The sequence below is a fragment of the Streptomyces sp. NPDC029216 genome (genome assembly GCF_040648015.1).
GTDB lineage: Bacteria > Actinomycetota > Actinomycetes > Streptomycetales > Streptomycetaceae > Streptomyces.
The window spans coordinates 17331-37935 of sequence record NZ_JBEZWL010000019.1 but is presented as its reverse complement, the minus strand read 5'-3'; the positions used below and the strand labels follow the sequence as shown (position 1 = coordinate 37935).

Genomic DNA, 20605 nt, shown 5'->3' with positions numbered 1-20605 from the left:
GAGCGCACCCCGACATGAGCTGGTTCGAATCCCTAATCCTCGGTCTCGTCCAAGGTCTTACGGAGTTCCTCCCGATCTCCTCCAGCGCGCACCTGCGGCTGACCGCGGCCTTCGCCGGCTGGCACGACCCGGGTTCGGCCTTCACCGCCATCACGCAGATCGGCACCGAGGCGGCCGTGCTGATCTATTTCCGCAAGGACATCGCGCGGATCGTCTCGACCTGGTTCCGCTCGCTCTACACGAAGTCGCTGCGCTCCGAGCAGGACGCGCGGATGGGCTGGCTCGTCATCGTCGGCTCGATCCCGATCGGCGTCCTCGGCGTGACCTTCAAGGACCAGATCACCGGCCCCGCCCGTGACCTGCGGCTGACGGCCACCACCCTGATCGTGATGGGTCTGATCCTCGGCTTCGCCGACTGGCTGGCCTCCCGCGACGAGGAGGGCGGCCGGCACCGGGTGGTCAAGCAGCGCAAGACGCTCAAGGAGCTGGGCGTCAAGGACGGGCTGATCTTCGGCGTGTGCCAGGCGATGGCGCTGATCCCGGGCGTCTCGCGCTCCGGTGCGACGATCTCCGGCGGTCTGCTGCTGGGCTTCACCCGCGAGGCGGCGGCCCGCTACTCGTTCCTGCTGGCCATCCCGGCGGTGCTGGCCTCGGGCGCGTTCGAGATCAAGGACGTGATCGAGAGTCCCGGCCACATCACCTGGGGTCCGACGATCTTCGCCACGGTGATCGCCTTCTTCGTGGGCTACGTCGTCATCGCCTGGTTCATGAAGTTCATCTCCACCAAGAGCTTCATGCCGTTCGTGATCTACCGCATCCTGCTGGGCATCGTGCTGTTCGTCCTCATCGGCATGGGCGTGCTCAGCGCGGAGGCGGGTGCGTCCGGGTCCTGAACCCGGGCCGCACATGTAGCGCCATCTAGCATTTCCTAGCGCCTGACTGCATCACCACGCCATGATCATCTCCCACTCGTCTCCCACCTGGGAGGCGGGACGCACGGTGCGGAAGGTGGTCCAACGGCTAGCCGGAGCGGGCTCGTGGTGAGGCGGGACACGATCATCACGGCCCGCTCCCGAGTGCCCTGGGGAGGCCACGGGAAGGTCACCGTGTAGCCGGCCCGCTCGAACTGCTTGGCCTGGAACTCGCACCCCACGCTCCGCGCCGTCTCCGTGAGGACGAGTTCGCCGCCCTTCTTCGTCAGGGCGGGCGCGAGTTGATCGACAGCATCCCGCATTGAGCCCTCCGCGGGGGCGTAGCGGCGGGCCTCGTCTGCCCGTCCGCGCCCTCGCCGGGACCACGCCGCCGAGGAGTCGGCCGAGTTACGCCATCGAGGGCGGAGCTCAGCGGCCATTGTCGGTGCGGGCCCGTACGATTCATCCATGCCCTCACCCGCCAGGCCTCACGGTCGACTGCGCCCTGCTGCTGCGCGGGCGTGCCGCCCAACTGCCGATCCAGGCTCCTCCGGTCGACGTCGCCCCGTCTGTCAGCGCGCGCAGGCTTACGAGTAGCCGCACGATAATGACGCGATCTTGATCGCGCAGGAGCCCGCGACTTGAGTGCTGGTATCAGCCATCGGCGGGGAACTTCCCGGCAGAGGGTTTGGGCTGAGGGCACTGCACCGGATCTATGCGGCCTGCGATCCTCGCAACGTCGCATCGGCCCGGGTGCTGGGCAAGCTCGGCATGACCCACGAGGGTCGACACCGGCACACCGCGCTGATCCGGGACGGCTGGCGTGACTCCGAAGTCTGCAACATCCTCGACCAGGAATGGGCGCACCGGCCTGGGCCTGAATGATCGGGGCGTCGGTGGTCAGGCTCCGGCAGCCGCCCTGGTGTCCGAGGCAAAAAGCCGCGCGGGATCATCTGGGGTGTGAAGTCAAGTTGGGCCCACGTGGCCTATTCTGATTCTGCCCTGTGCGGGATCTCGAAGGAACACCTGGGTGCACTGATCACCGAGTTGGCCGGGTCGTGGACCGCAGCCCGAGAGTCTGAGCTGACCAAACGGCGTGGCCACGGCCGATTGCGTGCGGCCGGGGCTGGGCCGGATCACCAACTGGTCTTCGTGGACCGGGGAGCTGTGGCTCGGGGCGATCCGCCCAGGTCGGATGCACGATGTCACTGCAGTACGCACCGAGGGCCGCGAGGAGCAGTTGCGTCTGCACCCGAACGTGAAAGCCGAAGTCGATTCCGGCTATGCCGGCCTGGCCCGCGGCTTCCCCGGCCAGGTCAGCGCCCCGCCGAAGAAGCCAGCGACGGACGCCGGGCCGTCCGAGCGCAACTTCTCGCTACCCGTGCCGCGCTCATCCGGACACGGCGAGGCGAGGTTGCCGATGTCACGCTTGACCACCGGTTCACTCCGGGGCAGAAGCCTCTACTTCTGCGTGCGCCCTCAGGTCAGCGCAGGCCATCTGTGTCGTCGCACTCTTCGCCGACTGGGAGTGGCCGATGGTCGCCCCCCAGGGTCTCGCTATAGATGACCGAGGAGACCACGCTGTCGTATGCCTCGTCGAGGCCGTTCCCGCTTGTGCCGAGTATGTTTTCCCAGTCAATTCCCATACCTACGATCCTATCCGAACCGCCCGACAGCGTCGGCGATTTGGGACACTGCGGCCGTGCGGCTGCACGGCCTGGAGCTACATCTGATCGACGGATCTACGGGCCCGTGGCCAGCCGAAGGCCAACCAGGACAATGTGCTTCTTCGACGCGCACGTCTTCGGCGCCGCCGGCCACGCGGGGCTGATCAGCAGCGCGGACCTTGGTCGTCCACTCTTGCTGCGGGCGACGCCCCCCATTCGAAGGGGCGCACGGATCCACACGACCGGCGTGAGCGGCGACGCGCTGCACGCCATGCTGCACCGGCACATGGGAGGGGCCGGGAGGGATCCGTCGGCATACGACTTCCACAGTCTGCGGGCTGGTCATGTCACCCAGATAAGGCGGAACGACGCGAGCACCGAGGAGATCATGCAGGCCAACCGGTGGCGGAAACCGAGACGGTGAACCTCTGCGACCGGAAGTTCAACCCGGCCGCCCGCAACAGCGTCATGCGCCTGGGCCTGCACCCTCTCCGGCCGGCTTGTTCCGGACATCACGCATCCGGACATCGAGAGAGGCCTGGGTCTCAGGGTCGAGCTCGTGGTCGCCGGCGGTTTCAGGGTTGACGCTCAGCGCGTGGGAGCGGAAGGCCTCCCGCTCGGCGGAGAGTTGCTGGATGGTCTGGGTGATCCGATGGATCTTCTGCCGCAGCCTCTCCCGCTCCTGCTCGGCGATGGCGAGCTCGGCGAGCTGCTTCTGGATCTCAGCCTCGTTTTCCCGGGCGTAGTTGTCGCTGACCAGTGTGATCAGCGGAACCCCGAGAGCCTCGGCAGCGGTGACCGCCTCGTCGAGCCTGACCGCACGGGTCTGCTGCTCGATGCGCGTGATGGCGGTGGAGTCAACGTTCGTGCCAAGCAGTGCGGCCATACGGCGCGCTAGCTCTGCCTGGCTGATGCCGAGGCGTTCGCGCTCTTGACGAAGCCGGCGGGCGAAGAGGTCACCGGGCAGTGGGTTCATGGCGGTTTGACACTTCCTGGTGAAGATCGCGATCGACGGGGTGGTAGGTGGGGGCGGCCCACCTCGGAATCGAGCAGGCCGGCGTCGCGGCAGTGCTGGAGCAGCACATTACACATCTCGCACTGCGGATTCCACAGGCATCCACCGCACCTCCACGGCCACGCGCCACCTCCACGACCACGCGCCGCGACGTCGATTCGCCTCGTCTCCGAGCCTCTTTCGATGGTCTATCGATAGACCCTAGCGAACCCCTACGCCCCATCATTTGAATGGTGTAGGTTAGCCACTCAAGATGCGCACGTATACGAGTCAGCAAGAGGAATCGATGGATGCCATCGATCACTTCAGCTCCTATCGTCACCTGCCATGGTAGGCAGCCCACGCTTGTTGCCTTGCGACTCGACGCCACGTCACTGAATGAATCGAAAGGTGAGAGGAAAGAAGTATGCCGAAGACCTACGGGGCAGCCGTCCTCACACAGGCACCCCTGCCGAGCGCCGCCTGGGACCTGACCAGCTTCCTGCAGAACGCCAAGTCCCAGGTCCAGCTCTGGGGAGGTTCTGTACTCATGCTGCTCGGTGTTGTCGGCCTGGTCTGGGGCGGCGTGCTCTTGATCAAGAAGCTGATGGCCAACCCGCAGTCCGCCGGCCAACAGCAGGGCTGGGGCACGGTCGCGCTCCTCATTCTCGTCGGCGGAGCGTTGAGCACCGGCGGGTGGACGCTGATCTCGACGATCGGCTCCGGCGGCCAGCAGACCATTACGGATCTCGGCGGCGGCACGGTGATCGTGCAGACCGTCGACCAGGTCAGCGGGTTCCTGAGCGGCCCTTCCAAGTAAGGGGCCGTCACAGACTGCGCACACGAACGGTGACAGAGGCATCGAGCGAACCGGGTCGGTTGAGGTGCAAGGCCTCTTCCGACCCGGTTCGCCATATCCGGGCTCGCAGCACGGTGCAGGCGCGAAAGAGAGCAGGACATGGGGATCAAGGTCAAGGCGCTGGCCTTCAGCAGGAAGTTCAAGCTTGACTCGCACCACGCGATCGAGCGTTTTGGGGTGTTCTTCGGCATCTTCGCGGTCACGGGCGCGATCGCGATCGGCACCTCAGGAGTCTCGGCATACCAGGCGGAACGTGACTCGCTGTCGCAGACGGCGCTGTACACCAGCGACTTCAAAACGTCGAAGACGAATCTCGACGGCACCGTAGACGGGGTCTACACCAACGAGAGCGGCAACAAGGCGCTCGTGATGATGCACTTCAGCCCGACCGCCCAGATCTCGTACAACGCCGCGGACTACAGGGCGTTCCTGCTCGGGTCGGACACCTCGCTCAACAGCGAGCCGGTCAGCACCAGCGGGATCAAGGGCTCCTTCTACGCCTTCGGCTCGACCGGCTACATCGGGGTCCTCCTGACCGCCGACCGGCCCTTCGACCGTCAGGTGTTGAATCTGACGGTCCGTGCGAATGCCGAACTCACCGCGCCCGGAGCGCAGCAGAGGCAGAGCAGCGGCAAGCTGGCCGGCGACGAGACCTTCTCCAAGTACGACCAGTGGCGGGTCTTCTTCAACCCCGGTGCGTCCGGGGTCCGGAAAATCGCGGCGCTCAACGCTCCGACCTTCGATCCCGCGCAGGCCTACTACGGGGTCGCACTCAAGGAGAAGGAGACCGAGGCCAGGAACGCCCTGGACCAGAAGCTCGTCGAGATGCGCGTGAATCTGACGCAGATTCGGTCTTATACGTCCGACCTGCAGACGACGAAGATCGACGGGTTGTTCCTGCGTCCGCCGACCGTTCCGGCCTCGATCGCCACCGACAAGATCACGGGGGTCTCCGCAACCGAGGCAAAGGATGGTGTCTCGACGCTGGCGCTGCAGACCAATCACGTCGTCCCCGGCGGCTTCGACCTCAACTGGCGTACAGGCAACGTCTACGACGGCTACCTCGATGCCCTGGCGCCAGCCGGACAGAGCTACGCCCAGTTCCTCACCAAGAAGCGTGACGAGGGCTCAGATCCGACGAGTCAGCAGATCTCGGACATGCAGTGGATTCTCTCGGATGGCACCAGTCTCACCAAGGACTACCAGTCCTCTGACGTGACGATGCGCCCGCTCATGAACATCATGAACAACCTTTCACATGCGTATCAGAACTACTCAGGGAACAAGTCTAAGTACCAGTCGGATCTCTCACTCGACCTACTCCGACTGGACGTGAGTCTGCGGGACGTGCAGTCCAACAGCACCATTCGCGACGACAAAGACTTCCTCACCACGCTCCACTGAGTGCGGCGAGGAAGTGTCGCACCCTGCTACCTGGATTGAGCCGGAAAGGAAAATAGCATGGCCGCCGACCAACCGAATCGGAGCTCCAAGAAGGGGACGACGAAGGACCAGCCGGACACGTCGGTGAGTCAGGGGATGCCCCGGCAGGGTCGCGGGACCAAGAGCCTCGGTTCGGCGGCGCCCCAGCGCCAGCACAGCAGGATGAAGGCGGCGCCGCCCACCCATAAGGAGGGCATCGAGAAGCCTCCTGAGGGCAAGGCCACCGTGCTCAAGCAGTTCCCGGGGCGGGAAGCTGATTCTTCCGGTCCTTCTGGCCCATCTGGCACGGCGAACACTGCGCCGAAGATGTCGGAGGCTGGGTCGAAGATACCGGACAGCGCAGACACCGCAGGCAAGACAGCCGGGGCCGCGAATGCCGGGGCGACGATCAAGCAGGGTATGAACGGCGTCGCCGGGAACATGGCCGGACACGCGACCCAGAAGGCGATCGAAGGAGACGGCAGCAGCGCGACCCGTCGTAACGTCGGGCGCTACACGGGAGCCGCTGTCTCCGGTGCCGTGGCCGGCGCACAGGCCGGCGGGCTTCCGGGAGCCGCCGTTGGCGCAGCGAAGAACGTCGCTGTCGAGGGTGCCCAGGACGCGGCCAAAGGCGTGTCCAAGGCCACCGGCGGCAGCCCGGACGCCAAGCCGGCCGACCAGCGCGAGCTGGGTGTCGGCGGCACGGGCTACGAGCGCAGCGCGGGGAAGGACGACGAGGGCCTGGGCTCGAAGGCGGCCAAGGGCGTCGCCGTCGGCGGTGGTGCGTCTGCTGCTCCGCCGGCCATGGGCGTGGTCATGGCCATGGCCTTACTGAACTGGCTCAAGTCCATGTTCTTCGCAGCCATGGCGATGGCCGTCAACGCCGGGAAGCTGCTGTGGATGCTCATTGTCAACATCCTCAAGGCGGTTGGCCATGCGATCGCTGCGCCGTTCATGGCGATCGGCAGCGCTATAGCCAAGGGGGCCGGCACGGTCCTGGGCATCACCGTCACTGCGACGATGGCCCCTGTAGCGGCAGCGATGTCGGGTGCGGTCGCGATGACTGCCACCGTGGCCCTGCTGGGCTCGGTCCTGACCGGTGTCCTCAACTCGACGGCGTTGACCGAGGGCAGCATCAACGCCAACAGGGCGGCGTGCGTCGTGAACGCGGGTAGCGTCGGCGACGGTTCCGGTGCCACCGTCCCGGCGAACGTGGAGAAGAACGCCAAGGAGATCTACTCGGTACTCAGCAGTTGGGGAATGCCGAAGGAGAACATCGCGGGCATCCTCGGCAACTGGTCACAGGAGTCCGGGATCGACCCGACGAGCGTGCAGAACTTCCCGACCGGGACGTATTCCATGACCGCCGTGAAGGCCGGCGCCGCAGAGAACACGGACAACGGCATCGGTCTCGGGCAGTGGACGTTCGGCCGCAACACGTTGCTGCGCCAGTACGCGAAGAGCAAGGGCGTCGACTGGTACACGATCAAGGCCCAGTTGGCCTTCATGATCGGTGGTGACAACCCGGGCGATGTCACGGTCTTCAAGGGCATGCTCAAGAAGTCACAGGGCTCGCCGCGTGCGGCGGCGCTGCACTTCCACGAGAACTGGGAGCGCTCGGCCGACGGCGCGGCCGGCGTCGCCGCACGCGGCGACAAGGCCGAGATGTGGTTCGGCAAGATGAGCGGCTGGTCGGTCGACAGCTCGATCGTGGGCGGCGTCGAGGACATCATCGGCGGGATCATCGAGAACATATCGAACGGGATCGACACGATCCTGGGCAACTGCACCTCCAAGAACGGCAGTTCCGTCTCGCTGAAGGACGGCGGGATGACGCAGGAGGAGGCCCAGGCCCTCGTCGACCTCTTCAACAAGGAGGGCGACAAGTTCCTCGACGACCGATACGGTCCGGGCGGCGGCCCTGGTTCCTGCGGCGACAATCACGCGATGAACTGCGTGAGCTTCTCAACCTACTTCGTGAACAAGTACACGACGTTCCAGGCCTACCCGGTCGGTGATGGCAAGGAGACGGCCTACACGATCGCGAGGGAGACCGGCAAGGCGATGCAGTCGACCCCTGCCCCCTACTCGGTCGGGTCCGGGCCGGGATCCACTCCGGTCGGCCACACCCTCGTGGTGCTCGGCGTCCAGGGGGACAAGGTCATCGTCGGCGAGGCCGGCTACTGCGCCTACATGGGCCGGGTCCGCGTCGACAGCGCGGCGCGGATGGCTGCCCAGGGCTGGAAGTTCGTGGACATGTCGGATGCGATGCTCACCTCCGACAAGATCAAAGCGGCCTGATGCGCAGCATCTGACCTGGGAGGAAGAAGCCGGTGCTCGGCGATCCGGGCACCGGCTTCTTCGTGTCCGAGTCAGGTCCGCGCGCCAGTTCCACCTTCGACGCTCTTGTTGAATGGATTTCAAACTCGGCCACGAATGGCATTTGATATAGGCTTGAGTCGTTTATGAGGACAATGCGGAGTGAGGAGCGTTCCGTGACGACAACCCCTGACGAGTCCGAGAGCACCGGATCGGAACAGGAGAGCGAGTCGACGTCCGAGGAGAAGCCCGCGGCATCGAAGGCGCACACGAAGGTCACCGGAGTCGAGCTCGAAGAGCGCTTCGCGGGCTGGATGATGCGCCAGCGCGAGAAGGGGCAGGCCCGCGCCCCGGCGGACACCGCGCGCCTGCTCCGCCGCGGCGTCACCGCGGTGATGTGTGCCGGGATCCTCGCCCTGGTCATCGCCGCGGGCGTGACTGGCGAGAGCTTCAAGACGACCACAGCGGACAACGAGGCCCGGATCTTCCAGCTCAAGGAACAGTTGGACGATGCCCAGTCCACGCCCGTGAAGGCGGACGCCGGCGCGCAGCTGTCAAAGCTCGCCGAGGCGGCAGCCGCCGACGCGAAGAAGGTCGCGGCGGGTGAGCAGACCTTCGCCACGCTGTACCACCAGGCCAGTGTCCAGCCCAGCCCGAACAACGGGGCTCCGAACCAGGCCACGCTGGAAATCGTCAAGCACCGACGGGACCTGGCGCGACTATTCGGCAAGGACTCCTTCCTGGTCAGTGACGAGGAGGCGTACAGCACCTCGACACTGACGCCGTTCGATGCGACCACCGAGATCGATCCGCGCCACGCCTGGTACATCCGCTACGACGGCGAGAAAGCAGCTGCCCCGAGCACGTACGCGTGGAAGGTCGAGACGGTGATGCCCGATCTGAGCGTGAAGGGCGGCTCGGGCGCGACGAACCAGGCAAGGGTCGTCTGGCTGTGCCGGGATACGACGAGCGGCGAGGTGCTCGCCTGGGCGAGCGCGCGTTACGTGCGCAATGGCACGGCGGGGGCCTTCGACCATTTGGCCCTCGTGGTAACCGCCGCTGGGGCTCGGTACGAGAACCCGGCGGTCAAGGTGCCGGCCGGGTCCGGAGTACCCGCACTCAGCGGCACGGGCACACAGGAGGAGAGCGGGAAGCGATGACGGAGCAGACGACAGCACCCGCGCGGCGGGGATTCTTCCGGCGCAACCTCTCGGCCCTGGGGACGGCAGCGGTCCTCGCGGTCGTCGCGACGGTTGGCGGAGTGACCTGGAGCAGCCGGCACGCGGCCCTGGTTGAGCAGGAAGCCCAGATCAACGATATCGAGGGACAGCTGGCGGCAGTCCGGAAGAGTCGCGCCGAGCAGGTGAACGCGGACGTCATGGCGGCCCTGGGTGTCAGCCGGAGTCGGCTGAGCACCGACGGTGAGCGCATCAAGTCGCTGCTCTCGATGGTCTTCACGTGGGACTCGGGGCAGAGCTACGAGGCTGCGCGCGAGAGGCTGAAGAGGCGGTTCGACCTCACCGAGAACGAGACGTTCCTGAAGTCGTTCATGCCCCCGTCGAGGTTCAACGAGGATTCCCAAGGGCGGCGTTACTACTACATCGACACGGTTGGCCTGAACTCGGCCGTAGGCGCGGATCCGGACATAGAGATCATCGACGCCAAGGCGGGCGTCTACACCTACGCCGTCCTTGCCGACGTCGAGGTCACCTCCGACGCGACGTCCCAGAACAAGGCGAGCAAAGCCAGTGTCACGGCGTACCGGCGCGCGCTGCTCTTCGTCACGGTCGACGCCCAGGGCAAGGTCTCGAACCTCTCCGGCGTACCGGCGAGCGGCGAGACTCGCCATTCGAAATGACTCACGCCACCTTTCGACTCGCCTCGCTGATAGAGTTAGACTGATATTTGAGTGGAACGGCGAGTTGAGGAGTAATGGCATCGACACAGACTGACGAGTCGAGCGGGTCCGCGGTACGCAAGACGCGCTTCGTCGCGACGTCCGGCTCCTCGCAGGAGGGCGCGGACACTCCTGAGCGCATGCAGCCCGCGGGCAGGCTGCGCAAGCCCACCCTTGCGGCCGGCCTGAGCATGGGTGTCGGCGCACTGCTGTGCTTCGTACTCTCCGCAGGAATCTCCGACGGCCAGAGCGCGGTGCGCGGTACGGCTGCACCGGAGGTGTCCTCTCTGCAGGAGCAGATCAGGATCACCGAGGCGAAGACTGCGGCGCTACCGAAGGCCGACGACGCCGAGCGCGGTCTGACCGCGGCCCTGACGGCGGCTGGTCAGGTCGCGAAGCTGCAGAACGACTACCGCTACCTGACGCCCAACCTGGCGGCGAACGGCGGCAAGCTCGACCCGGCGACGTCTCAGTCGACGCTACGCAATCTCATCCCCTACTTCGCCCCCTCGGTACACCAGGGGGACCTGGGCCCGTGGTACCTGCTCGCCGGCGACAAGGACGTACCAGCCGGCGTCGGGATCCCAATGAGCTTCGGCTCCGGCTTCGAGTGGGCCGGCCAGGTGCCTTACCTGGTCAACGACGACGGCACCATCGCGGTGACCTGGCTGGCGATGGAGACCCGGACCGGTGCGGGCGAGAAGCCGGCGGTGCTGGCCTGGGCCCGCGCCGACTACGACCTGGTCCGCAACGCGTTCGTGAACGTCCGGACCGGTACGACGGCCACGGGCGAGGCTCTGAAGCAGGAGGTGAAGGCACCGTGAAGGAGGAAATCAAGGACAAGTTGCGCCTGCACGCCGGGAGGATCCTGCTCGGCGGCACCGGGGCGCTGCTCGCGCTCTCGGTGGTCACCCTCGGAGCCGGCCTGCTCAGCGACGGTTCGGCTGCGTCGGACATACCGGACAACGCGGTTGTTCAGAAGCTCGAAGGCAACCTCAGCGCCGCCCAGACCAAGCTCGCAGCACAGCACACGGCGCTGCTGGCCCAGCTGCCGGGCGTGGACAGCGAGCGGGTGAACCGTGACAAGACGACGGGTCGGTCCCTTCTGCTCAGCCTCACGGACAGCTCGGCGTCGAGCCGGACCGTCAAGGAGCAGCAGGCGCTACTCGACGCGCGCTACGGCTTCCTCGACCACGAGTCCCGGGTACTGACCGAGTTCGTGCCGGAGTGGATGAACGCGACCGAAGCCACGAAGGGCGCTGGGACGACGTACGCGCTTGCCGATCTGGACGTTCATGTGAGTCGGGTGCAGGGCCTGAGCTACTCCTACACGGGGGTGGCCCGTCTCGATCCGGTCCGCGTTGGACCGGATCAGAGCAGCGCTGCCAAGAGCGAGTTCGTGGTCCTCACTTACTCCACCGCTCAGGACGGCACGGCGACGTCGCTGGACGCCTATCGGGCCTCCGGCAAGACCCGCGACGCCGTCGTCGGCGCCGGCAAGAAACAGTCCTCCCCCAAGCCGAAACGGTGAGCGAAGCGCCCACCGTTTCGGCACTCACCCCAGAAGACCTCTACGAGACGTAAGGACACGAACATGTCGACTCAGGCCCTGGAGAAGACCGAGACGACTGTCCCGACGAGCACGGCCTCGGGGGCGAGGAAGACCACGGCCAAGCCTGAGAAGGAGCACAAGGCTTCGAAGCCGCGCACCGGATGGCGGCGCCTGGCTCCGAGGAATCAGGCCGGTAGGTTCTCCGTCGTGGTGTGGGCGGGGTTCTTCCGGGCCGTCGTCCTTCTCGCCGACTACCTGCTGGCATTCATCACGGCCATGGTCATCCTCCCGCTGCTGGGCGCATGGCTGCACCAGCAGTCGGGCGCATCCCGGGGTGCGCTCAGCGCGGATGGAACCATCGCCATGTGGCTGATGCCGCTCCTCTTCCTGGTCGTACTCCTCGCCGCGGGCGAGATCGTCGTGATGCGCGGCATGTGGCGCTGGGCAACACGGATGATCGCGAAGATCCAGGACGCCCGTGACGAGGCGACCGGGGCCGACGTCACACCGGAGTCCACGACCAGGACCACCAACCAGAGCCGGACCTACCGCAAGAGGAGCAAGTGATGCGTACCGCAGGACTGACGATGAACGACGTATGGGCCCACCGTGTCCTGCGTGAACGAGGAGTGGAGACGTACCGGCTGGAGGGGGTGGTCGCCGAGCTCGGCGTCATGGTCGAATCGCTCTACCTCAAGCATCGGGGCGAGGAGGAGAACTATCGTCCGTACCTGCACATGAGGGGCGAGCTGCGCTCGGTCACCCCTGCCGAGGCCCTGCCGTTCGGTATCTCCCAGGTGACCTACTCCCCCGGCCAGGGCGAGAAGGTGGACGCCTTCTACGAGTTCGACGACGAGCAGCTGGTGGTGCTGGCCGGCAAGGGATACTTCACGACCGGCTTCACCGTGCCCGAGCAGGTCACCGGGATCGAGTGGGAGCTGCCGGCCACGGCGGACGTGCTCGTCCTCGCTCCGTCGGAGGTGCAGACCGAGGGCGATGTGCCCGTGGTCTTCACCCAGGTCCACGGCATCGGGGGCTTGGAGATCGATCTCGAGTCCAGCGGCTATGACCTCGCCGGCTACTTCGCCGACCAATCCAAGAACGGCGTCCCACGGGCCGAGGCCGTAGTCGATGCACGTGGGCTGAAGTCGCGCTCGGACGCGATCAACCCGCTGTTCACCGAGGACGAGCTGGGCCTGGACACCGAGGTCAAGCAGGTCGTCGGAGCGCCCGTGCCCGAGGCCGCGCCGGTCGCTGACGGCATGAACGCGCGCTTGCGGCAGATCGAGGCGGAGATCGCCGTCGAACGGGAGCAGTACGAGACCGAGCGTGCGAGCACCGAGGGCACCACGGAGAACCTCTACCGGAAGCGCGTGGCTACACCACTGCACAGGGCTGAAGAGCAGGAGGTGCCGTCCGCTTCCTCGGTCCCGACCCGTGAGGCGCAGCGCGACCTGAACCTGGATCCCGACCTGGAGGAGGAGGCGGAGGAGGAGACACGCCGACGTGAGGTCAAGCCCGTCCCGAGCCTGGACGAGCGCAAGCTCCAGGTGGCCCAGCGTGCGGCCGATCTGGACTTCGGCGTTGACGACGAGCAGACCTTGGGCTCCTGAGGACGGATCAGGCGCGCGGCCCCGGGTACCGGCGGACAGCAGCCGGGGCGTCGTAGTGCATCGGTAGCGAGATGGGAGGAGAGCGGCGATGGGCCTGAAGCAGGACATCGTGATCGTGAACGAGTTCAGCGTGCTGCTGCCCGGCGGCAAGGGATCGCGCGGCGCGACGCCGGGCGACTACGTCACCCGGTACATGGCCCGCGCACAGGCGACGGAGTCTCTGGCTCCGATCCAGCGTCTGCGCACCGACGACTTCATCCTGCGCTACACGGCGCGGGAGTCCGCCGTCGAGCGCGCCGGGATCTCGCGGGGCGCGGCGAAGCACGAGATGCGTCAGGCCCAAGGCGACGGCGGCGTGGCCTTCGGCTACGGCTCGGTCTCGCTCTCGGACGAACAGCTCAAGGCGGCCGGCAAGGACATCCAGCACTACTTCGACGCGGGGCACACCGTGTTGAAGACAGTGCTGTCTTTCGACGAGGAGTACCTGCGGAAGCAAAAGATCATCGACGATGACTTCCACTGCGAAGCCCGCGGCGACTACCGCGGCCACATCGATCAGATGAAGCTGCGCATGGCGATCATGTACGGCCTGGAGCGGATGGGCTCGGGCACCAGCGGCTTCGACGACCTGCGGTACGTGGGGGTCATCCAGGTCGACACCGAGCATGTGCACTGCCACCTGGCCATGGTCGACGGCGGCCGGGGCCAGGTGACGAAGAACGGCACACAGCGCGGCAAGCTACTGGACCGGCACAAGTCCCGGCTCCGCCGCGGCGTCGATGCCTGGCTCGACGAGAAGCAGGCGGTGGCTCACCTCTCCAGCGCCGTCGGCTACGAGCGGCGCAACGTCACCACCTTCGTCAAGCGGTGGGCGCACGAGCGAATCCGTGCCGAGTCTCTGCCGCAGTTTCTGCTCGCCTGCCTGCCTCAGGACCGAACGCTTTGGCGCGCCGGCTCGAACGACGCTCGCATGCGCAAGGCGAACCAGCTGGTGACCGAACTCGTGCAGGAGCAGCTCGAACGTGCTGGGTCCCCGATGCCGGAGGCCATGGAGCGCATCGTCGACTACGCCAACGAGCGCCGCGCGAAGGAGTCCCTGAGCACGGAGGAATGGCAGAAGCTGGTCGAACAGGGACGTACGCAGACCACGGAGCGTGCCGTCAACGGCATCTACCAGATGCTGCGAGCCATGCCGGAGTCGGAACTGCGAGTGCGCACGCCGATGCTCGAAGTCATGGGGATGGACTACCAGCAGATGGCGGCGCTGGCTGCAGATCGTCAGGTGGACCACGAGAACACGGAAGCTGATCTGGTCTCCTTCGGCTTCCGGCTGCGCAGCTACGCCTCACGTCTACGGCATCACCGGGAGAAGGTCGGGGTCTATCGCGATCTCACCCACCAGTGGGAACAGGCCGATAGGGCCGGTGCGGCCGCCGAGGATTCGCGCCCGCTCTACGACTTCTATCGCTTCGAGGAGGGCTACCACTGGAGGCTGATGAGCAAGTACCGGCACTTCCTACCCTTCGTCGGGGATGCGGGCGCATGGCACGAGCAGCAGCAGGACGTGGCGGCTTACGGCCGGCGGCTGCTCTCGCTCATGGCCCTGCGCGCGGATGCCTCTCTGCAGCGGATGAAAGACTCCGAGGAGGCCGAGAATCTGGGCCGGACGATCTACGATCAGCCCGGCGGCAGGCTCCTGACCGAGGGCGAGCGCGGCCGGGCGGTGCTGGACGCACGTATTCGGATGATGAAGCAGTCCTATGACCAGAAGTTGGACGGCCTCCGGGCCGATCTCGCTTCCTCCGGCCTGGTGCTGCGCGTGGGGTCGAGCGCCGAGGGTCGGGCGAGTACGGAGACGGACGCGGTCAGCACGGACTTCAAGGTCGTCGTCGGTACGACGTATGACTTCGACGAGGTCAAGGGCTTGGATCTACATCACCTGGGCTACGACTTCGTCACCGACGTCCGAATCGGGCCGCGCGCACACCAGGCCTTCGTCGAGACGGCCAGGGATCGCCGACGGCTGCTGCTGGCAGCGATGGACTACCTGGACCAGTCCGGTCAGGCAGAGGCGATTCCCGATCTGCCGGTGAACGATGTCGCGGCGATGACACGGGTCTCCCGGGAGCTGACGTCCCAGCAGACGGGCCAGGGATCCGGCTCGCTCATGTTGCGTTCCCGAATCGCGGAGCTGCGCGCCGGGCGCGGGCAGGCCGAGCGGATGCGGCGGTCCAAGGCTTCCTCGCTGGACGCCGGCCTGGTCGTGCGGGTCCAGGCCCGGGTCGATCAGGCTGTGACCACAGCAGACGCCGAGATGGCATTCGACTCTCATCAGCCGTCCATCTCAACCGCTTTTGAGCGTGACTAGACAGGCTGGTTACGTCTTGTTCGGGCGATGTGACCGATCGCGGACGACTGTCAGATGACAGTCGGAACAAGTGGAGGGAAAGGATCATGGCACTTCTCAGGGGCCCGGGCGCGATGACCGGAGTCAACCTCATCGCGATAGCCTACAAGAAGGGCTTCACCAGCAATGGCAAGTCCCAGTACGCCGACATCCAGCTTGACGCTCGAGATCTGCGCGGCCCGAAGCAAACGAACCTCCATCTGAAGTCCGATCGGGTTCAGGGCGAGGACGGCAAGGTCCGCTACAACAACGGCGCCCCGTACTCCACCGGTCAGATGGAGGAGATCGCCAGGGCCGCGGGGCCGAACACCGAGCCGATCCTGGACAAGGACGGCAACGAGATCGGCACCATCTACGGCTTCAAGGGCAATGTGATGCCCGCGACGCACGGCACCGGCCTGGTGGTCAACACCAAGTCCGTCGAGGCCTCCGAGTTCACGGTCGACAGCAAAACGCTGGACCACCAATTGGCCTCCATGCGCGCAGCCCGCAAGGCCCAGGCCGCGGCCAAGGAGTCACAGGCCCAGGCTTCGGCTCCCGAGACCGAGCGGGAGCAGGCAGCCGAGGTCGAGGTCGACCAGCCGACGGTCGGCTGAGACCAAGGTCGAGGCCGAGTCAAGCCCTCGAAAGGCCCCTGGAATGACATCCAGGGGCCTTTCGGCTACACGGGGGCGCCTGCCCGCCGGTCAGCTCGCACCACCGAAACCGTCAGCGCGCGAGCGCACGCATCCGGACGCACAAGTCGATCGCCTGACCTCCTGGAGTACACGACCCACGACTACGAGACGTCGAGCACTGATCGCGCGGGCGCCTCCGATCCAAGACCCATCTCCGAATGCCATCACGGACCCTTCCAGCCCCCCATTGAGCGCCCTATTGAGTACGACTCATGATAGATTTCGACTGGTTTTGCAGTCGAATCGTCAGCCCTGTCGAGAGGTCTTGGGTGGCATGTTTCAAGAGGTGCAGCTCAACGAGCGCTACCGGCTCCTGTCCAAACTCTCGGAGCCACTGAAGAAGGCCGAGCGCGACATCGTCGGCCGCGAGCATGAGACGACACAGCTGCTGGCCTCGATGAGCCGTCCCGAGCTGTGCAACGCGCTCCTGTTGGCCGAGGCCGGCACAGGCAAGACGGCCCTGGTCCAGGCCACGATGCTGGTGGACAAGGAACGCCTCTACCTGGAAGTGGACCCAGCGCGCATGATCTCCGAGGCGGGCACCGCCGAGAACATGGCCGCGATCCTCAAGGGCTTCTTCGACGAGGCCGAGGACTTCGTCAGAAACGAGAAGCACGAACTGGTCCTCTTCATCGACGAGTTCCACCAGATCGCTCAGCTCTCCGACGCCGCCGTCGAGGCGATCAAGCCGGTCCTCGCCGCATCGGGAACCCGCGGCATCAGGATCATCGCGGCGACAACCTACGAGGAGTTCCACAAGCACATCTCGCCGAACCAGCCACTCGTCGAGCGACTGCAACGCATCAACCTGAACCCGCCCGACCAGTCGACGACCATCAAGATCCTGCAGGGCATGGCCGAACGATATGGGGTGGCTGACGAGTTCTACGACGACCACATCTTCCGGCAGATCTACGAGTACACCCAGCGCTACATGCCGGCCAGCGCTCAACCGCGCAAGTCGATCCTCGTGCTCGACTCCATGGTCGGCTGGTCTCGCCTGACGCACCGGCCGATGGACCGGGACCTGCTCTCGGACGTGCTCATGGAGACCCTGAACGTCAACGTGGCCTTCAAGGTCGACGGCGCGAAGATCAAGAAGCAGCTGGACGAGAAGGTGTTCAGCCAGGAATGGGCGACCGGCGCGGTGGCACGTCGCCTACAGCTGGCGGTGGCGGACCTCAACGACAAGGGAAAGCCAATGGCGAGCCTGCTGTTCACGGGCTCCACTGGTGTCGGCAAGACCGAACTCACCAAGCAGCTGGCGAAGCTGCTGTTCGGTGATGACCAGCGGCACCTGATCCGTTTCGACATGACGGAGTACGCCGAGGACTCGTCATTCGCGGCCTTCCGCTCCGAACTCACCAAGCGGGTGTGGGACCTCTCCCACGCCGTGCTGCTTTTCGACGAGGTCGAGAAGGCCTCGGCGATGGTCACGCGCGTGCTACTACAGGTGCTCGACGACGGCCGGCTCAACGACGACAACAACCGCGAAGTGAGCTTCCTCAACACGTACATCGTTCTGACGACGAACGCCGGCACGGAGATCTACAAGAGCATCTCGCAGTACGCCGCCGACGACACCGGCTCGGGCAAACAGCTGATGGAGTACGAGAAGCTGATCCGCCGCTCCATCTCCTCGACGTCAGGCGACAACCGGTTCCCGCCCGAGCTACTGGGCCGCATCGACGCGATCGTACCCTTCCAGCCGCTGTCGCTGCCGACGCAGCAGAAGATCGTGCGGAAGAAGCTGCGGCAGATGGTGCAGGAGGTGTTCATCAAGCACAACGTGCGGGTCGACGTCGATGCGAGGGTGCTGCAGTACCTCATCGAGGACAAGGGTGACACCGACTCCGATGCCGGCGGCGCGCGTGCGGCCGTGGCGAGGCTGACCGACGAGGTCACCACCGCGGTGGCGACCTTCCTCAACGAGCACCCCTCAGAGCGACGGATCCGCATCGACGTCGTCGGCGACTTGGTCAGCGACGACAAGAACCTGCTGAGTTCCGATGCCTACATCGAGGTCAGTGCGGTGCGATGAGTCGGCCAAGGCCGGCGGGGCCTAGTCGACTAACGAGTCGATAGCCGTTCGACATCCTATAGTTGCTTACTCTGACAAGGCGACGATAGGATGCTCGTAAACCAGGCGGACTGTGTTCTTTGGGCGAGGGGATCGGCATCAATGGGCATTCTGGGAGCGGCGGCGGTCCGCCAGAAGAAGGAACGGAAGAAGAAGCCCAACGAGCTTCTGGCCTCCGTGGTGAGAGAGACGGCGATCCCGGCAGCGGTCGAGTTGCTGCGGTCGAACACTCCGTTCGTCTTTCCCAGCGGCACGGCCTGGGTGATGCTCGTGCTTGCTGCCGAGGAGATCGGCGGCCTGAGTACGCGGCACGGCCGGGACGAGGCGAAGGGCTCGATCATCGAGCTCATCAGCTCCGACCAGATCCGCACGGTGGCCACGGCAGAGATGCTCGAAGAGGAAGTCTTCGGCATCATCCCCACCGACGAGACCCTCGCGCGCATGGAGGAGTACTCGCTGCTCACCGGTGCCACCTACGCCTGGGCCGTCGTGTGGCAGAAGCCCGGCGGCGATCTGCTCGTCGATCTGGTGAACGATGCGACCTTCGCAGAGGCGCGGTTCGTCGCTGCAGGTATCACGACCCTCGAAGAAGCCGTGGGTAAGAAGGCGTGGGAAGAACACAGCGGCCTGGTCGCCGAGGCGGGGACCGCCGACCCCTCCCCGGCGGTCCTCGATGAGGACGAGGGGGATGCGATCTTCGATGAGATCCCCGGTGACGAGGCGGCTGACGAGGGCCTGGACGACGAGCCGCGTTTCAGCGACGTCGTCGACGACGATGAAGGGGTGGACGCACCCGTGTTCGACGGGGACGACGTGGGCACCGCTTCGGTCGAGTCAGAGCCGGACTACGACGGCGACGAGGTGACCGACTACGAGGGCTTCGACGAGACCGACGCCGGCTACGGCATCGAAGGCGACCACCAGGAGGCCGGCGACGCCGTGCTGTTGGCGGATCAGGCCCAGGTACGCGACGTCATCGCCCGCCGGTTCCTCTCCGAGGAGCTGGACTTGGACGTCCGGCTTGACGAGTTCAACGCGACCTTCACCATCGGCGCACCGGTCGTACAGATCGCCGTGCCCGAGGGAGCGACCGAGTGGCTCGGGGACCAGGTCGCCCAGCTCAACCGGCAGGCCAACGCAGACTTGATGCAGCTCCGTTCCGCGCACGAGGTCGAGCTGCGCGCGCTCTACGTCAACCTCATGTCGGCGCACACCGAGCAGGTCATCCGTGCGGTGGCCACCGACCGCGAGGGCTCCCGGTACAAGCTGTTGAAGGACGCGGCTGAGGCTGAGCACCAGCAGCGGCAGACGGAGAGGGAGGAAAAGGTCCGAGCCCGCCGGGCGGAGATCGCCAAGGACTATGAGGCGCAGGCCACCAAGGTGGCCCAGCAGGCGGCGCTTTCGGCGGAGCTGCAGTACAAGGAGCGCAACCGCTCGCGGATGGAGCGCGAGCAGATTGACTCCGTCGCCCAGATCGAGCGGGACATCGAGGATACCCACGCGCACAACCAGCAGGAAATCCTGCGGGTCCGGCGGTCCGACGCAACGCTGAAGATGCAGACCGGGCAGACGCGGATATTCGAGGTGCTGGCCGAGCGGCAGTCGGAGTACCTGGCGGCCGAGGAAGAGCGCCTGAGCCAGTGGAAGTCCGAGATCCAGCGAATCGTCGACGACAACCGCAAGGCCGACATCGCCCAGTCCGAGGCGCTGGCCGAGCACCAGCGGACCACGGACGAGATCGGCATCCTGCGCCGGGAACAGCAGGACCTCCTGGAATCGGTGCGCTCTGAGCACGCCGACCGGATCCGCCGAATGGAGGACGAGCTCGAACGCAACCGCAAGGACGCCATCACGCAGATGACGACTCGGGACGCCGAGTGGCAGCACAACCTCAACCTGGAGAAGGAGAAGACCAACTTCCAGGTGACGCGGGTCACCGACCTGCTCAAGCAGCTGTCGACGGTCGAGGATTCAGTGGCCAGGCGGTACGAAGCACGCCTGACGGAGATGCAGGCCGACAAGGAGGCCTACGCCAACGAGCTGGCGCGGGCTTCCGAGATGCAGAGCCGCTCGAACAAGATCCTCGTCGTCATGATCGTCACGCTCTCGCTCCTGATGGGTGTGGCCGGCTTCATCGTCGGGGTGGTCTTGATCCGTTGAGCGATCCGGTCATGACCGACGGGGTGATCTGACGGCGCATGGGGCGC

16 protein-coding genes are annotated in these 20605 nt (G+C 65.8%); 15 read left to right on the top strand and 1 reads right to left on the bottom strand.

The genetic code is table 11. From position 1 onward, the window contains the following. Window positions 1–14 precede the first annotated feature (14 nt). Together AB0F18_RS10485 and AB0F18_RS10480 are read left to right on the top strand one after the other, a co-directional pair. Entirely contained in the window at window positions 15–893 is an 879-nt protein-coding gene (locus AB0F18_RS10485) for an undecaprenyl-diphosphate phosphatase (protein WP_362057220.1), read from the top strand. Between the two features lie 663 nt (window positions 894–1556). Further along, window positions 1557–1796, top strand: coding sequence for a GNAT family protein (locus AB0F18_RS10480; RefSeq protein WP_362057217.1), 240 nt, complete (start codon window positions 1557–1559; stop codon window positions 1794–1796). 1248 nt (window positions 1797–3044) lie between these two features. Here the strand turns inward: AB0F18_RS10480 and AB0F18_RS10475 are convergent. Further along, window positions 3045–3554 (bottom strand): helix-turn-helix transcriptional regulator, encoded by a 510-nt coding sequence (locus AB0F18_RS10475; RefSeq protein ID WP_362057214.1) that lies wholly within the window; start codon window positions 3552–3554, stop codon window positions 3045–3047. Window positions 3555–3999: 445 nt separating this feature from the next. On the opposite strand from AB0F18_RS10475, the gene AB0F18_RS10470 reads away from it, so the two are divergent. The 13 genes from AB0F18_RS10470 to AB0F18_RS10410 all read left to right on the top strand — a co-directional run bounded on the left by AB0F18_RS10470 (window position 4000) and on the right by AB0F18_RS10410 (window position 20558). Then, window positions 4000–4392, top strand: a complete 393-nt coding sequence (locus tag AB0F18_RS10470; protein ID WP_362057212.1) for a hypothetical protein — start codon at window positions 4000–4002, stop codon at window positions 4390–4392. Window positions 4393–4530: 138 nt separating this feature from the next. Continuing rightward, window positions 4531–5835 carry a hypothetical protein gene (locus tag AB0F18_RS10465; protein WP_362057209.1) on the top strand — a complete coding sequence of 435 codons (1305 nt, stop codon included), beginning with the start codon at window positions 4531–4533 and terminating at the stop codon, window positions 5833–5835. Window positions 5836–5892: 57 nt separating this feature from the next. Further along, window positions 5893–8154, top strand: coding sequence for a phage tail tip lysozyme (locus AB0F18_RS10460; RefSeq protein ID WP_362057206.1), 2262 nt, complete (start codon window positions 5893–5895; stop codon window positions 8152–8154). Window positions 8155–8348: 194 nt separating this feature from the next. Further along, window positions 8349–9332, top strand: a complete 984-nt coding sequence (locus AB0F18_RS10455; RefSeq protein ID WP_362057203.1) for a hypothetical protein — start codon at window positions 8349–8351, stop codon at window positions 9330–9332. After that, window positions 9329–10030 (top strand): hypothetical protein, encoded by a 702-nt coding sequence (locus tag AB0F18_RS10450; RefSeq protein WP_362057201.1) that lies wholly within the window; start codon window positions 9329–9331, stop codon window positions 10028–10030. Before AB0F18_RS10455 ends, AB0F18_RS10450 begins: the two co-directional genes overlap by 4 nt. Window positions 10031–10104: 74 nt before the next feature. After that, complete coding sequence (locus AB0F18_RS10445; protein WP_362057198.1) at window positions 10105–10893, top strand: hypothetical protein; 789 nt, start codon at window positions 10105–10107, stop codon at window positions 10891–10893. Further along, the gene (locus AB0F18_RS10440) at window positions 10890–11600 is read left to right on the top strand and encodes a hypothetical protein (protein ID WP_362057195.1); all 711 of its coding nucleotides are present in this window, start codon (window positions 10890–10892) and stop codon (window positions 11598–11600) included. The genes AB0F18_RS10445 and AB0F18_RS10440 overlap by 4 nt, the downstream gene beginning before the upstream one ends. A 63-nt stretch (window positions 11601–11663) precedes the next feature. Continuing rightward, window positions 11664–12188 (top strand): hypothetical protein, encoded by a 525-nt coding sequence (locus AB0F18_RS10435; RefSeq protein WP_362057192.1) that lies wholly within the window; start codon window positions 11664–11666, stop codon window positions 12186–12188. After that, window positions 12188–13234 (top strand): hypothetical protein, encoded by a 1047-nt coding sequence (locus tag AB0F18_RS10430; RefSeq protein ID WP_362057189.1) that lies wholly within the window; start codon window positions 12188–12190, stop codon window positions 13232–13234. The genes AB0F18_RS10435 and AB0F18_RS10430 overlap by 1 nt, the downstream gene beginning before the upstream one ends. 88 nt (window positions 13235–13322) lie before the next feature. Further along, window positions 13323–15602, top strand: coding sequence for a relaxase MobL (gene mobL, locus AB0F18_RS10425; RefSeq protein WP_362057186.1), 2280 nt, complete (start codon window positions 13323–13325; stop codon window positions 15600–15602). An 86-nt stretch (window positions 15603–15688) separates the two neighbouring features. Continuing rightward, window positions 15689–16237, top strand: coding sequence for a hypothetical protein (locus tag AB0F18_RS10420; RefSeq protein ID WP_362057183.1), 549 nt, complete (start codon window positions 15689–15691; stop codon window positions 16235–16237). A 367-nt stretch (window positions 16238–16604) separates the two neighbouring features. Beyond that, a complete protein-coding gene (locus AB0F18_RS10415; RefSeq protein WP_362057180.1) occupies window positions 16605–18359 on the top strand; it encodes an AAA family ATPase in 1755 nt (584 codons plus the stop codon). A gap of 141 nt (window positions 18360–18500) precedes the next feature. Continuing rightward, window positions 18501–20558 carry a hypothetical protein gene (locus AB0F18_RS10410; protein WP_362057177.1) on the top strand — a complete coding sequence of 686 codons (2058 nt, stop codon included), beginning with the start codon at window positions 18501–18503 and terminating at the stop codon, window positions 20556–20558. The last annotated feature ends 47 nt before the right edge of the window (window positions 20559–20605 follow it).